Genomic DNA, 13,115 nt, shown 5'->3' on the forward strand with positions numbered 1-13,115 from the left:
AAAATAATACAGCTGCATCATCATTCAGCATCATAAAATCCTTCTATCATTGAATTTCATTTAAGAAATCGCCTGTACCGCTTTTTTCATGAACCGTTGCCTAGCTTTGTCTTATTAAAATTAAAGCTATGATTAAAGGACTATATGAAACTCATGTTCAGGTGAGTGATTTGGAAAATGCGATACAGTTTTATACCAAAGTATTAGGGCTAAAACTGGCTCACAGAGATGAAAACAGGCCCATTGCTTTTCTATGGGTTGGAGAGGGAAAAGAATTTATGTTGGGATTGTGGGAACAGAAGGAAAACCTTCAGACCAGACATTTTGCTTTTTCCAGCAGTAAGGAGGATATTTTAAATTACTCAGTGAAGTTTTTAGAAAATAGAAACTTAAAACCATACAATTTCCTGAAAAATGGCAGTGCTGAGCCTATGGTATTTGCATGGATGCCTGCGCTGGCTGTTTATTTTAATGACCCGGACGGAAACCAGCTTGAATTTATTTCTATCCTTGATGGTGAAGGTAAACCTGAATTAGGAGTACTTAGCTATGAAGAATGGATAAAACAGGCAAAAAATTAATGCCAAATTCTTCCTGTCATACAAAACAAAGACACAAAAACCCAGTTAAAACTTTTCTTTAATCAAACAAGGTTTTTGCGTCTTTGCATTGGTCAACAATAAGATATATCAAAAAGCTTCTATTTTTTTAAGAGGAGATTACATATTTTTTTCAGACTGGAATTTTCTTTCCAATTATTAAGTTTCTCATTACCTTGTGATGAGCTTCCGAATGATTCAGCGCAAGAACTTCATGATAGATTTCCAGAATTTTTTTCAGATTGGTGACAGGGGTATCCATTTGAATCAATATATTGAAAATCAGTTCTTCCAAAGCAATATTATGATTTTTACTGACATTCAGCATATGATGCTGTATAAGATCCGTTAATCTTTTGACGGGTGCCCACTCCAATCTTTCGTGCAGCCCGATCACCCTTCCTAAACGGGCATTATCCATTATTTGGCCGGACACATGTTCAAGCCACATATTGGCCGCCGTTTCCCGGATGGTTTTATCACTGTCAAGGAAAATAGTTCCCAGAAACAGATATCCGATTTCATCCAGCGGTTTTTGGTCTGATAAAGTGCATTTGCAGTATTCAGAACCAGACTTCTTTCATAAACTTCAGCAATTCCTGAATAGAAAAGGCAGTGTTTCATTACTTTTACCAGAGCATTTGCCGGGGTATTCGGAAAACACAGCATCAGGGCAGGTATTTCATTGAGCTCTTTCTGTTCTGCCACAAAGTACTCCATAAACAAGGGATCTTTCCTTTTTTCAAGGTGGTATTTCGGAATGGTAATGTTCAGCTCTGCAGGATAATAAGAATTTTTTCTGCTGTCAATAGTTCTCCACTTGTATTCTCCTGAAAGGAATTCTACAGGAATGTTGTCATATCCAAAACTGCTGAATTCTTCAAACACAGTTTCCGGTGAACGTGTGATTCCCGCTGTCATCCACCATGAAGGATGTTTAAATTCACCTTTGGGTTCAGCATTTTTACCAAAGAAGAAAAGTAATAAGTCTTTATATTCCCCTTTCAGTCTTTTTTCTGCCTGCAAGACAGCTTCTGAAGTGTTATCTAAAGCACAGCGCTGCAATGCCAGCTGAATATCAAGATGATGTGGCTCAGCACCAGCTTTCTGATAAGCCTCCAGTCTCTCCACCAGTGTAACAGGAGAAATCCAGCATGGCGCATGGGTAATAGGAAACAGCAGAGGAATCTTGTCTCCGGATTTAATTTTTGAAAAGCATATATCGCAATCTCCTTAAATGCATTTCTGGCAGGACAATCTGCTCCTACATTTTCTATTGGTCCCAGTTTCTTCTGATAATTTAAATAAGACTCTCTTTCCGCCTCTTCTTCTTCCGTCTTCCGGTAGATTTTTTCCAGATTTTTAAGCTGAACAGGATATTGCTCAAGCAGAGCCAAGCCATAATTGATGATGGCATTGCACAACAGAACATTCAGAAAGGGAACCTCCCACTTAGAAATTGTCTTACAGGCTTTCAGGAATACAGGTTCTATTAATTTCACTGATCCGGCATCCACATCACCGGCAAAACGGATAAATCCCGCCAGGGCAATATCACAATGATGGCTGTACGGGTCATCCATAGCCAAAGGAAGATAAAGCATCAGGTCTTCAAAATTCTGAAGTACTTTAACTGCATTTTCGTCTGCTGTCAAAGATAGTTTTTCCGAAGCTATTGTCTCCAGCTGCGGCTGTTTTTCTTCAATATATTTTGACAAAAGAGGACGTATATTCGTCAGGATATTATCGGAGTAATGTGAAAGTGCCTCAATCATATTTTCGGAAACAGGAATATATTTCAGGATAATCTTGGCCGCCTTTGACTGTATGCCGTCGTCTTTGCTCACAAATGCCGTACTTAAAGCCATTCCCAGCAGTTCCGGATTTACTTTCCTTCTCTGGAATATTTTTTCAGTAAGCACTAAGCTTGAAACGATTACTGTTTTTACTTCTGAACTCAGGAGATCCGAAGGTAATGTGAAAATTCCTCATTTTTGAAATCAGGAATTCCCACAATCTTTTTAAGATGTGATAACATGGTATTCACGGCTTTCGACTGAGGAGATGCCAGGCCTGCAAGCAATTCTTCCTGCAGATCAGACAATTCCTCTTCCGTTGGCTTTAAGGAAGTAAATGCATCCATAAACCAGCCTGTGACATTTTTATTAAATTTTCTGTTCGAAGCCAAAAGGCATTCTCTCAGAAATCTTTTTCTTTCAATTTTTTTCTCAGCAATAAGTTTCTGAACAATAGGAAACCATTCTTTACGAAAAGGTAAGGATTTGGAAGGATATTCACACAGGTACCAGAAATGGGTATTCAGGGTTTCGGGATAATGATCCAGGTCGGCCGGATAATTACTCAGGTGATGTCCCAGCAATTGGGGTTTCGGTTGTACATAGCCTTTTTCTGTCCATCCTAAAATATCTTTGTAATTAAATGCTGTAAAGTCAGCTTCCACAGATTCGTTGATAAAGTCTGAAAACCATTCCGGACAGCCCCACTCCAAAATCTGTTCGGTCTGTTCTGCATTACGGAAAAGACTCCAGTAATTTTTACCGAAGTTTTTCTTATCCATACAGACAAACGAAGCAATATCAATAATAGAATGCTGATTGACAGACCCTGCGGTGTGGTAAGAGTTTTTGGTCATTACGATCTTGCTGATCTCCCGGTCCATTTTCTTTATAGACGGTACCAGTGTTTTTCTTTCCTCAATGCTAAGCTGCTTTAGAAAAGGGATAATCTCATGTATTTTTTCCTCATTAAGGATCTCATAAAGTCTTTCTTTCATGTGCTTTCAATTTGATATATAATTGTTTTCAGGTTATTTTGTTTTCTGTTAAAGTTTCAAAGCTATACTACAAAGTGCCCTTCTTTATTAAGTTGGCTCATTTATGCATCAAAAAACATATACTTTTTACTGGGTACGATATCATATCTGAAATATTTTGTTGCAAAAACGGAGCCTGAAAAATAAGGCAACCGATATAGAACCTGATGAATCACAGTAATAAACATCTTGATAAGAATTGATAAACTGTTCAAAAAACAAAAATTTTCAGACAGGAATCCGTCGACAAAATAAACAGATGCCGCTTCAAATCCATATCCATTTCCATTTTTATTTCCAACCCGGGAAGCGGGCAGTGAAATCACATTTTGATTCCGTTCTTTATTGACATATTTTTTGAAAAGAACAATCGTTTCTTTTTTAACTTTTGGAAGGCTTTTTAAAAACGGTACAATCTCTTCTTTACAGTTTAAATATATTGTCCTAAAATCTCCATCAATAAACATAAATTCATTCTTATCAGCTAAATTAAAAAATATTGGCTGACAGACAGTAAATTATCCCTTAAATGTGAGTTTTTTAACAAAATATTAAGTTAATAAAACAACTGCTGCCATCAACGCTGGCAGTGCAAAATAATTCTCTGTTTAAAGATATATTTATTTAAAAGGGGTTAAAAGCCCTGTATTTTGATATTTAGACAACATCTGGTGTCTTAATTTCAGGAAATCTACTGTCACATTATAAAATCATTTAACCGGACGGATACGTTAATTTTCTTTAAAATGGTAGAACATGAATTGTAATTCATTAAATTTTATATATTTGCAAAATAAAATACTTGACAAATCAAATACTTTTCAATGATAAGCAATGAATTATTATTTTTAATTAACCTTAATAAACTGCAATCCGTAATTGCCAGAAGGTTTGATTCTCTGGGGGCTCATGGATTGGGTCTCAATGACTTTGTTATACTTTATATTCTCAGTTCTTATTCCCAGAGTAAGATGCGGAGGATAGATCTTGCTGAAAAAACAGGACTTACAGCATCAGGAGTAACCCGTTTATTGAATCCACTTGAAAAAACAGGTCTGGTTGAAAGAGAAACCAATGAAAGAGATGCCCGTGTCAGCTATGTTGTGATTACGGCGAATGGCAAAAAGATATTTGAAGAGGCAAAACAAAGCGCCGAGCATATTACGAAAGAAATCCTTTCTACCAAGAAGAGTAAATCTTTAAAAACAGTAAATGAATTTTTATTTGATCTTGGAGGAAATATACAATAATCATCAATGAAAAATGCAGCAAAAAAACAGCTAAGGGAAAAAGCAAAAGACCACAAAACAACGATGGGGGTTCTTGCGGTTACCAATACTACAAATGGAAAACAATATATCCAGGGGTCTTTACATCTTGAAGCTTTGGTGAATAAAATGAAATTCCTTTTAAATGGTGGAATATTCACCCACCCTCAGCTACAAAAGGAATGGAGAGAATCCGGAAGTGAAGCTTTTATCTTTGAATTTGTCACGATTGTTCCTGATCAGAACAATGAATATATCAACTATCGTCAGGAGATACAAAAGGCCGAACAAGCTTATATTTCCGGAGTCAGCACACCATTATACTAGAAATATGTCAGAAAAATATCTATCGCCTACTTTTGAAGCCGGGAAACATTTGTTTATGAAGAATATACAGGGGCCAGTCATTAATCTGAATCTGATTAAACTAAGGAAAGAAGCAGATTATTCAGCATATCCTGATCTGAAGCCTGATGAAAAGATCAGTGGATGGGATGCTTATTTTACTTATATCAGAGAAACCAAGCCATTTTTAAAAGAAAGCGGCGGGGAAATTTTATTTATAGGGAAAGGGGACATGTTTCTGATAGGTCCTGAAACTGAGTACTGGGACCTTTGCCTGCTGATCAGGCAAAAAAGTGTGAATGATTTTTTCAGCTTTGAACAGAATGAAGACTATATGAAAATTATGGGGCACAGAATTGCTGCTATTGAAGATTCGAGACTTTTACCGCTGGAAGAAATACTGTTGAATGGAAAAAGAGATTAAATGGAAATAGTCAGAATTGGTGAAGTAGACCTTTGTTATGAAGTCTTTGGTGAGAAAAACACAGAGAATATAATCCTGATTTCCGGATTAGGAAGCCAGATGATCCGTTGGGATATTGCGTTCTGTAACCTTCTGGTTGAAAAAGGATTCAGAGTAATCCGTTTTGATAACAGGGATTCGGGGAGTTCCGTCTTTAATGCAAAACGAGAAATTCCTGCAGATAAAAGCATTGAAGAGGTTTTTGCTGCTTTCAGTAAAGAAGGTATTCCTTATTCATTAATGGATATGGCCAATGATGTGATCGGGCTGCTTGATCATTTAAAGATTAAAAAATCCCATATTGCAGGCCGTTCCATGGGTGGAATTATTTCACAGATTTTAGCCTCATATTACCCTGAAAGAGTTTTGTCATTAACGATTATCATGTCAACATCTTTGAATCCCTCTCTTCCTAAGCCAGACTCTGAAATTATGGCTATGATGACACAGGCATCTTCTGATCCGGATCTTCATAAAGAAGAATATTTCAGTGAGAAACTCCGTTTTGCAGAAAAAATATCCGGCTCCGGATATCTGTTTGATCCGAACCAGGAAAAAGCATTGCTTGAAGAGGAGCTTACCCGTTCAAGAACAAAAAACGGCATCATCCGGCAACTTCTGGCGATGGGTTCTTTTCAATATAATCCTGCCCTATTGAAAAAGATAACTGCTCCAGCCATGATTATTCACGGAACAGATGATCTGATTTTTCACCCTGATTGCGGAAAAGATATTGCGGATTCTATTTCAGATTCTGAATGGATTCTGATAAATGGTATGGGACATTCTATTCCGGTGGAACTTTATGATTCTATCAGTAATACAATATCTGGTTTAACAAAATAAAAGACTGCCTCATTATTTGAGACAGTCTTCATTATATATTTTGGATTATTTAATAATTCTTCAGGCACCAATGCAGGATTTTTGCAATATTCTTTGCATCATCTACTCCTCTGTGGTGTGTACCTTCCAATGTAAGGCCCAATTCTCCCAAAGCTCTTTGCATTCCTACACTTTTCCTGATGGTAGGATGAATTTCACCGAATAATGTCTTCACATTGATGTGGTCATCACTCATCGGATAATCGGTGTAGAATCTCCTTGCCTGATCCTGAAGCATGTTCAGGTCATAATTCCCGTAACTGGCCCATGTCAGCTCTTCTGAATCATATTCTGCTCTCAGGATATCAAAAGCATCATCCAGCATAATTCCTTCATGATCCAGCATATTCTGGGTAATGGTGGTAAGCCCGGTACAGAACGGGCTTACTTTTGAATGCTGGGGTTTTATTAAAATCCCCTCACTTTTGGAGATCTTTCCGGTTTTTGCATTCATGATGCATACACCGATCTCGATGATCTCACTTTCCTGGCCTCTTGGCGGGCGGTTTTCCCAACACGTTGCTTCAAGGTCTACTATTAATATATTTTCTGTTGTTTTCACTTGTTTATAATTTAATTGTTAAAAGGTGGAAGATGAAAGTCTTACACCTGTAATCTGCTTCCGGCCTCCGGCTTCAGTTTACAGCCAATCACCTCGGAGCAAATGGAGGTGTCCATTTTTTCTTCTTCATTATTTCTTTGACTTCCTCGTAGGAAACCGGATAAAAATTGTGGCAGTCTACTCCAACGTCAAAACTGAGTGCCGTCTCATCGTCCTGCAATGTTCCGTGCGAGTGACCGTATAATTGCCATACCCCGCGGTGGGAGCCATTCCAGGTGCGCATAGCGTAGTGGAAAAGAATAATTTTCTGTTTTCCATTACTGTTATCAGGTTCATCAATTCTCAGTTCATGATAATCTCTGATAGAATCAAATCGCTTAGGATATGTGAGAGCCGCTCCTTCATGATTGCCTTTGATCAGATGAATATTGCCATGTAAGCGATCTAAAATCTCTTTAGTAAAATCCGGTTTTCCTAAACTCATATCTCCTAAATGGTAGACCGTATCACCGGGCTCAACTTTCTCGTTCCATCTTTTTATGAGTTCTTCATTCATATGGTCCAGTGATTCAAAGGGTCTCTCTGAAAATTTTATAATATTCCCGTGGCCAAAATGATGGTCTGCTGTAAAAAATATATTGGGTTTCATTTTTTTAATTGTTTGAATTACCATAAAATTATATTGCTTTTACGGTTAAGGTTATACATAAAAAAGTTTCGGTATTTTTTACCGAAACTATACTTTAAGAGTCATCAGCTCTTCTTTTATAAAATCAATGACTAAAGAATTCAACTTCTTGTTGATCCTTTTCTGCTCTTCTTTTTCAATAGCTGCAAAAGCTACCGGGAAATCTTTCTGGAAATCCTCTAAAATATCCTGAGCAAAAAGGCCAATTACCTTACCTATGATTTTAGGTTCAAATTCTCCGATTTTGCTGACCACATTATTTAATCTGTTGACAGTCAAATATTTTTGGATTTCTTCCCAGATCTCCTGAGCTTTTTCGCTGAAGTGAACCTGTTTATGAACGGTTTTCGCTTTCTTTTTAACCATTTTGGACTTTTCTACCCATTTTTCATTCTTATTTTTCAGAATGATTCTTGCTCCGTTTCCAAAGTAGTTGGTTTTCAAAGTTTTTACAATGGTTCCTTCACACATATTGTCTTCCAATTCAGGTAATCCCAGCCAAACCGGAATTTGTGAATTGAAAACATTAGGGAATTTCAGAGCTTCTTCAAGAGTTCCCTTAAACAAAGTTTTAGCATAGAAAAATCCTGTCTCTTCAAAAATCTGATTGACCACCTCTGTATCCAAATAGGTAATTCCATTCAGTTTAATATCGAAAGCGTAAAATTCATTGTAAGGTGCATATTCAATACCTTTCTGTACCTTAACGGCATCTTTTACCGGTTCTACTTCTTCATGTTTGTAGCCACCACCGAACAATTCACCGTAGATCACTACAGTTTCTACCTCCGGGTAGATGGTTTTTACTTTTTGGAATACTGCTATTACATTTTTTCTGTAGCGTTCCAAAATCTGATGGGCATTGAAAAATTTTTCATCTTTTTCAATGAAAGCAGTTCTTTTCGCGATTTTAATTTCCTTTCCGTCGGTAAAGAAAGAGAAATTAGCGCCGTGAACTTTTTCCTGTACGATGAAAACCTCATCCCCAAAGCCCTGCATTCTGATCTGTTCGATCACACGGGCCTGGTAAGCATTTTCTATAGAATTATATGTTTTGAAAATCATTTTGTTTTAGTTTTTAATTGTTTCTGATTCGTTTTTCTTCATCTGGGTAACATGTCTTTGGGCATGGAGTGACAGAAAATAAATATATTCATATACATTGATTTTCCCCAGTTCATTCACTGTCATGGTAGTTTTATACAAAAGCCCTTCCCCATTTTTCATCACTTCCAGATAATGCATACACTGCAGATATTGCTGGTTGATTAAATTTCTTATTTCACCCAAGCATAATTCTCCTTTCGGTTCCATATGTTCCGGTCTTATCCATTCAAAAGCGCCATATTCTCCTACTTTATCGAATTTTTCTTTATTGAAACTGTAGTTTTTTATTTCAGATTCAAGGTCAAGATGTAAAGAATTCTTCATTGCTTTTTTTGAACCTTTTTCTATAAGGATCAGCAGATAAAAGTTCGTAAGATAAATGTGCTCTAAAATCTGTTGAATCTTCCAGCCTCCGTTTAAAGGCTGATGATCCAAAGTTTCTCCATCTTTTTCAAACCATCCGTCTACCTCATTAAATGTTAGTTTCAGATGTCTTTTTATATCTTCGATAAGTCTAAAAATGTCCATTACAATTCTTTAAATTTTTGCAGCAGGTTTAAAATATTTTCTTTTCCTACCGGATTCATGGAGTGACAATAAAATTCTGGCAGATCAAGGTAATTATCCATACAATATTCGATCAGCCATTTGGCACAGTCATATCCTGTTTTTTCTGTAAATTCCTGAGAATCCTGTTTCAGATAATGTTCATCAGCCAGGTCATGGTCAAAAGAGATCATCTCCGGAAGTCCTTTTTCCAAAATCCTGTTGACAAACTGCTCGTAATTCCGAACGATATGCCAGTCGTTTCTGAGGAAAACATCCTGTCTGGTATAATGATAGGCCTCAATGGGATATCTTATATCATCCAGAAATAATAATCTTTTTGTTTTTTCCATTGTTTAATTTTTATAAACTCTTTACACTTCCAGCTTCCGACATCCCTCTTCAATCTTTATTACACCATCATATCAGCACAATTGGAACTTGCGAAAGCGTAAGGTTTTGCTTTAAACACATATCCCATGCCCAGAATATATCCCATGGCATCTTTCAGTGCTACATTGGATTTAAAATCCGGATCGGTATTAATGTCTGCGTGTACCTCCATTTCCACACCATAAGCATCCAGCACAGAGCAGATGGCGTATGCAATTTCAACGGATTTGTTGACCTCATTCAGCATTCGCTCCTTGATACTGATACTCTGTATTTCCCTTTCTTTTCTGATAAAGGTAAACGCTCCTTTTCCCTCACGAATAAACACTACTGCCGTAGCATAACTGATGGCCTCTCCGTATACATGAGAGTCTGATCCCACACATACTTTCAGACGGTGTCCGTTAGCCTGTTCGCGAATGATGGCTTCTTCTACCAGCTGTGTGATAGAGTGCTGGAAAATTTTTCCACTCATATTCTGCCATGTTTGTTGTTGCGTTTCCATTTTTTCTACATTTTTAATTCATAAATGATTGTTGATAATTGATAAATGATCACTAGCAGTTCTGTTTTGAACTCTAGTTTCTACTTTCTATTTTTTGCACTCCGAACCAGACCCGAACCAATACCATCAGTTTTGGACTGAGATGCTGCCATTACACTATCAGAGTAAAATTGTTGATTCATTAGGACTCGAACCTAAACTCCAAGAATCAAAATCTTGTGTGCTGCCCATTACACTATGAATCAGATTAATTCATGAGCAATAAGTAATGGGTAATGAGTAATTTTTTATCATTATTTATTGCTTATATTTTTGGTACGGAAAGAGGGATTCGAACCCCCAAAAGCCTGATCCTAAGTCAAGAGTGTCTGCCATTCCACCATTCCCGCAGCGTTTTTATGAGTAATGAGTAATCGGTAATAAGTAATTTCTTATGCTGTTTAATTACTCATTATTCATTGGTAATTACTCATATTATATTTAGGTTTGAGAAAGCTCTGTCTGTTTTATAAACAATGCCTGTTAGTGTTTGTAAAGATCTTCTGCGCCTGACAAACCTTTCTCATTTCCTAATGTACTTTTTTAAAAAAGTAAAAGGCTGTCTGTTTTTATTGACTAAAGATCTTCTGCTCTTGACAGTCCTTTTCTCTTTTCTTCATTTTTTGTGTGAATGGTAACTGGCCAATTTTTTAAAAAATCTGAACTTTCATGGTATTATATTCATTCAATATTGACCAGCTATTCACATCCAGTACTCTATAAGGGAATCGAACCCTTGTTTTCTGCTCGAAAGGCAGGCGTCCTCACCGTTAGACGAATAGAGCATTTAACCCACTAACCAGGAATCGAACCCGGACAACAAGAGTACAGTTCCTGCATGCTGCCATTACATTATCAGTGGTTGGTGGAAGTAGCAGGATTCGAACCTACTCAGCAATGAAGCAACAGATTTACAGTCTGCCCCGACTCTCCAACTTCGGCGTACTTCCGGATTTTTAAGAGCAATTAATCATGAATAACAAGTAATTCCTCATTTTTTCCCTTTTAAAAAGAAAAGGCCTGTCTTTATATTGAATGTTTGACTAAAGATCTTCTGCGCTCGACAGCCTTTTTCTTTTATTAATAAAGGATATTCTGTTATAGATGATAAAAGATCATTGATGAAAGATTCTTTTATCTCCTATAATTTTATATTGAGATGGTTATGGGATTCAAACCCACTCAGTGTACACAACGGTTTTGCAGACCGCCCCGACTCTTCCACTTCGGCGAACCATCAGATTAAAAAATAAAGTCTGTCTAAAATTGTTTGATATAAGAACTTCTGCGCTCAACAAACTTTATTTTTACCTAAAATTTATAAATGATATTTTTTAATTTTTAACTCATCCGGAGAGAAGAAAAGCCTGTCTGTATTTTCGTATTTGGCGTAAAGATCTTCTGCTCTCGACAAACTTTTACTTTTTCTCCTGAAACAATTAACAATTAGTTACCTGCGATTTTGGAAAGACTCGAACTTTCAACTGCCGGTTTAACAGACCGGTGCTCTGCCATTGAGCTACAAAATCATTGTAATTCCGGAAGGACTCGAACCTTCAACCTTCGGTGTATCAGACCGATACTCTAACCATTTGAGCTACGAAATCATTGGTATTCCATAAGGGGATCGAACCCTTGTCGTTCGGTAGAAAGCCGAATGCACTTACCACTATGCTAATGGAACAATTTGTCTGGAAAGCAAGATTCGAACTTGCGACCTCCCGCGTCCAAGACGGGTAAACAACCACCGTTATCTTTCCAGCTTTGGGGTTCACTTCCGTTTCTTTCCGGGAGACAGCCGGATGGAAAATTTCCATGAACCCTGGTGATTCCGAGAGGATTCGAACCTCTAACCCTGGGTTTAGAAAACCCATGCTCTCTCCAGTTGAGCTACGGAACCGTTTTTTGTAATCCCAGAAAGATTTGAACTTTCAACCCCCGGTTTAAAAGACCGGTGCTCTAACCAATTGAGCTATGAGATTGTATACTTTGGGTATCTCCGGGGATCGAACCCTGTTCTCCGGTTCCACAGACCGGCGCTTTACCAAATAAGCTAAAGAAACCATAAAAAAAGCGCCTCTTTTCGGGAGGCGCTTCATATATTCTGACGTAAGAGATCATTAGCTGACCCACGTATATAAGCACCTTTCATCCACAATTCCACTTTCAAGAATACATGCAACACCTGTCGGCTCCTGTCCGAATAGTCTTGAATATTGATTGAATATGTTATGTAATTGTTTCATTTTATTTTTTGTTTGTTTCTAAATTATTTTTAACTGAATCCTGAAAACCTGTTGCTTTCAATTTTCGGTTGCAAAGTAAATATGAATTTTTGAAATCCGCAAATAAATTTTCAAATTAATTTATTGATAATCAGATATTTATATTCAGGTTTTAGAATAGAGAATTTCTGTCCGCAATATTTTTGCAGATCTCTTAATTACCTAAATGACTGTCTCTCACCGGGTTGCTTATCACTCTATTTTATTGTATTAAAGTTTCATTGCTGATTAAAAAATTTTCATGTTTATGGTTATTTTTTTCATTCTAAATAATTTCTGACCTAAAAAACAAAAAACGCCTCGATTTTTCGAGGCGTTTCTGTCGTATTTTGATTAATTTTTTACAAGTTTACAGTAAATAATTTCCAAAGTCAGCACATTTCGCCTCATTCCATATCACCTCATCATACCCGAATAATCCTTTGTTAGAAGGACTTCCGCATAGTTCTGCATTGATATGTGCTCTTTGTATTGTCATAATTTTCTGGCGCAAAGATAAATCTTTTTTATATTATTTTATAATATTCACAATTACCGGAAGGTTTTTATATACGCAAAAGCGCAAAAAATGGAGCTTTTAGGGCGCAAGGATTTGAT

General features: G+C 37.0%; 15 protein-coding genes and 12 tRNA genes. 5 read left to right on the top strand and 22 right to left on the bottom strand.

Features of this window, described 5'->3' with window-relative positions:
- Window positions 1–128: 128 nt before the first annotated feature.
- Window positions 129–581: a VOC family protein gene (locus tag OWR28_RS08595; protein WP_332386268.1), complete on the top strand. Its 453-nt coding sequence runs from the start codon at window positions 129–131 to the stop codon at window positions 579–581.
- A 151-nt stretch (window positions 582–732) separates the two neighbouring features.
- Here the strand turns inward: OWR28_RS08595 and OWR28_RS08600 are convergent, their stop codons facing one another.
- The 3 genes from OWR28_RS08600 to OWR28_RS08615 all read right to left on the bottom strand — a co-directional run bounded on the left by OWR28_RS08600 (window position 733) and on the right by OWR28_RS08615 (window position 3,393).
- Complete coding sequence (locus OWR28_RS08600; protein WP_332386359.1) at window positions 733–1,128, bottom strand: DUF7825 domain-containing protein; 396 nt, start codon at window positions 1,126–1,128, stop codon at window positions 733–735.
- Entirely contained in the window at window positions 1,020–1,820 is an 801-nt protein-coding gene (locus OWR28_RS08605) for a DUF7824 domain-containing protein (protein ID WP_332386360.1), read from the bottom strand. The genes OWR28_RS08600 and OWR28_RS08605 overlap by 109 nt, the downstream gene beginning before the upstream one ends.
- Before the next feature lie 736 nt (window positions 1,821–2,556).
- Window positions 2,557–3,393 carry a DUF6493 family protein gene (locus tag OWR28_RS08615; RefSeq protein ID WP_332386269.1) on the bottom strand — a complete coding sequence of 279 codons (837 nt, stop codon included), beginning with the start codon at window positions 3,391–3,393 and terminating at the stop codon, window positions 2,557–2,559.
- Window positions 3,394–4,256: 863 nt separating this feature from the next.
- On the opposite strand from OWR28_RS08615, the gene OWR28_RS08620 reads away from it, so the two are divergent.
- From OWR28_RS08620 to OWR28_RS08635, 4 genes are read left to right on the top strand one after another with little or no spacing between them, the layout of a single operon-like run.
- Complete coding sequence (locus OWR28_RS08620; RefSeq protein ID WP_332386270.1) at window positions 4,257–4,682, top strand: MarR family winged helix-turn-helix transcriptional regulator; 426 nt, start codon at window positions 4,257–4,259, stop codon at window positions 4,680–4,682.
- Window positions 4,683–4,688: 6 nt separating this feature from the next.
- Window positions 4,689–5,027: a GIY-YIG nuclease family protein gene (locus OWR28_RS08625; RefSeq protein ID WP_332386271.1), complete on the top strand. Its 339-nt coding sequence runs from the start codon at window positions 4,689–4,691 to the stop codon at window positions 5,025–5,027.
- A 4-nt stretch (window positions 5,028–5,031) separates the two neighbouring features.
- Window positions 5,032–5,469, top strand: coding sequence for a DUF1330 domain-containing protein (locus OWR28_RS08630; RefSeq protein ID WP_332386272.1), 438 nt, complete (start codon window positions 5,032–5,034; stop codon window positions 5,467–5,469).
- Window positions 5,470–6,354, top strand: a complete 885-nt coding sequence (locus tag OWR28_RS08635; RefSeq protein WP_332386273.1) for an alpha/beta fold hydrolase — start codon at window positions 5,470–5,472, stop codon at window positions 6,352–6,354.
- Window positions 6,355–6,403: 49 nt separating this feature from the next.
- Here OWR28_RS08635 and OWR28_RS08640 read toward each other — a convergent pair whose 3' ends face one another.
- The 19 genes from OWR28_RS08640 to OWR28_RS08730 form a co-directional block, all read right to left on the bottom strand.
- The gene (locus OWR28_RS08640) at window positions 6,404–6,955 is read right to left on the bottom strand and encodes a 3'-5' exonuclease (RefSeq protein WP_332386274.1); all 552 of its coding nucleotides are present in this window, start codon (window positions 6,953–6,955) and stop codon (window positions 6,404–6,406) included.
- An 88-nt stretch (window positions 6,956–7,043) separates the two neighbouring features.
- Entirely contained in the window at window positions 7,044–7,604 is a 561-nt protein-coding gene (locus tag OWR28_RS08645; protein ID WP_332386275.1) for a metallophosphoesterase family protein, read from the bottom strand.
- Between the two features lie 87 nt (window positions 7,605–7,691).
- Complete coding sequence (locus OWR28_RS08650; RefSeq protein ID WP_332386276.1) at window positions 7,692–8,708, bottom strand: RNA ligase, Rnl2 family; 1,017 nt, start codon at window positions 8,706–8,708, stop codon at window positions 7,692–7,694.
- 6 nt (window positions 8,709–8,714) lie between these two features.
- Window positions 8,715–9,278 (bottom strand): DinB family protein, encoded by a 564-nt coding sequence (locus OWR28_RS08655; protein WP_332386277.1) that lies wholly within the window; start codon window positions 9,276–9,278, stop codon window positions 8,715–8,717.
- Complete coding sequence (locus OWR28_RS08660) at window positions 9,278–9,649, bottom strand: cyclic-phosphate processing receiver domain-containing protein (RefSeq protein WP_332386278.1); 372 nt, start codon at window positions 9,647–9,649, stop codon at window positions 9,278–9,280. The genes OWR28_RS08655 and OWR28_RS08660 overlap by 1 nt, the downstream gene beginning before the upstream one ends.
- Window positions 9,650–9,708: 59 nt before the next feature.
- The gene (locus tag OWR28_RS08665) at window positions 9,709–10,194 is read right to left on the bottom strand and encodes a ribonuclease H-like YkuK family protein (RefSeq protein WP_332386279.1); all 486 of its coding nucleotides are present in this window, start codon (window positions 10,192–10,194) and stop codon (window positions 9,709–9,711) included.
- A 173-nt stretch (window positions 10,195–10,367) separates the two neighbouring features.
- Window positions 10,368–10,439 (bottom strand) — tRNA-Gln (locus OWR28_RS08670).
- Window positions 10,440–10,507: 68 nt separating this feature from the next.
- Window positions 10,508–10,583, bottom strand: a tRNA-Leu gene (locus OWR28_RS08675).
- Window positions 10,584–10,946: 363 nt separating this feature from the next.
- Window positions 10,947–11,018, bottom strand: a tRNA-Glu gene (locus OWR28_RS08680).
- 78 nt (window positions 11,019–11,096) lie between these two features.
- Window positions 11,097–11,183: transfer RNA gene (locus tag OWR28_RS08685), tRNA-Tyr, on the bottom strand.
- A 207-nt stretch (window positions 11,184–11,390) separates the two neighbouring features.
- Window positions 11,391–11,472: transfer RNA gene (locus OWR28_RS08690), tRNA-Cys, on the bottom strand.
- Between the two features lie 218 nt (window positions 11,473–11,690).
- A tRNA-Asn gene (locus tag OWR28_RS08695) sits at window positions 11,691–11,762 on the bottom strand.
- Window positions 11,763–11,766: 4 nt separating this feature from the next.
- Window positions 11,767–11,840, bottom strand: a tRNA-Ile gene (locus OWR28_RS08700).
- Between the two features lie 2 nt (window positions 11,841–11,842).
- A tRNA-Glu gene (locus OWR28_RS08705) sits at window positions 11,843–11,917 on the bottom strand.
- A gap of 6 nt (window positions 11,918–11,923) precedes the next feature.
- Window positions 11,924–11,995, bottom strand: a tRNA-Pro gene (locus OWR28_RS08710).
- Window positions 11,996–12,056: 61 nt separating this feature from the next.
- Window positions 12,057–12,133: transfer RNA gene (locus OWR28_RS08715), tRNA-Arg, on the bottom strand.
- Between the two features lie 8 nt (window positions 12,134–12,141).
- Window positions 12,142–12,215 (bottom strand) — tRNA-Lys (locus OWR28_RS08720).
- An 8-nt stretch (window positions 12,216–12,223) separates the two neighbouring features.
- Window positions 12,224–12,291 (bottom strand) — tRNA-His (locus OWR28_RS08725).
- Window positions 12,292–12,867: 576 nt separating this feature from the next.
- Complete coding sequence (locus tag OWR28_RS08730; RefSeq protein ID WP_332386280.1) at window positions 12,868–12,996, bottom strand: penicillin-binding protein; 129 nt, start codon at window positions 12,994–12,996, stop codon at window positions 12,868–12,870.
- Window positions 12,997–13,115 lie beyond the last annotated feature (119 nt).

This window comes from Chryseobacterium sp. 1B4 (assembly GCF_036631475.1).
Lineage (GTDB): Bacteria > Bacteroidota > Bacteroidia > Flavobacteriales > Weeksellaceae > Chryseobacterium.

What these genes read in the sequence shown, in the direction of transcription:
- OWR28_RS08595 (WP_332386268.1), top strand. Translation starts at nt 129, where the DNA reads ATGATTAAAGGACTATATGAAACTCATGTTCAGGTGAGTGATTTGGAA.
- OWR28_RS08615 (WP_332386269.1), bottom strand. Translation starts at nt 3,393, where the DNA reads ATGAAAGAAAGACTTTATGAGATCCTTAATGAGGAAAAAATACATGAG.
- OWR28_RS08620 (WP_332386270.1), top strand. Translation starts at nt 4,257, where the DNA reads ATGATAAGCAATGAATTATTATTTTTAATTAACCTTAATAAACTGCAA.
- OWR28_RS08625 (WP_332386271.1), top strand. Translation starts at nt 4,689, where the DNA reads ATGAAAAATGCAGCAAAAAAACAGCTAAGGGAAAAAGCAAAAGACCAC.
- OWR28_RS08630 (WP_332386272.1), top strand. Translation starts at nt 5,032, where the DNA reads ATGTCAGAAAAATATCTATCGCCTACTTTTGAAGCCGGGAAACATTTG.
- OWR28_RS08635 (WP_332386273.1), top strand. Translation starts at nt 5,470, where the DNA reads ATGGAAATAGTCAGAATTGGTGAAGTAGACCTTTGTTATGAAGTCTTT.
- OWR28_RS08645 (WP_332386275.1), bottom strand. Translation starts at nt 7,604, where the DNA reads ATGAAACCCAATATATTTTTTACAGCAGACCATCATTTTGGCCACGGG.
- OWR28_RS08650 (WP_332386276.1), bottom strand. Translation starts at nt 8,708, where the DNA reads ATGATTTTCAAAACATATAATTCTATAGAAAATGCTTACCAGGCCCGT.
- OWR28_RS08655 (WP_332386277.1), bottom strand. Translation starts at nt 9,278, where the DNA reads ATGGACATTTTTAGACTTATCGAAGATATAAAAAGACATCTGAAACTA.
- OWR28_RS08660 (WP_332386278.1), bottom strand. Translation starts at nt 9,649, where the DNA reads ATGGAAAAAACAAAAAGATTATTATTTCTGGATGATATAAGATATCCC.
- OWR28_RS08665 (WP_332386279.1), bottom strand. Translation starts at nt 10,194, where the DNA reads ATGGAAACGCAACAACAAACATGGCAGAATATGAGTGGAAAAATTTTC.
- OWR28_RS08730 (WP_332386280.1), bottom strand. Translation starts at nt 12,996, where the DNA reads ATGACAATACAAAGAGCACATATCAATGCAGAACTATGCGGAAGTCCT.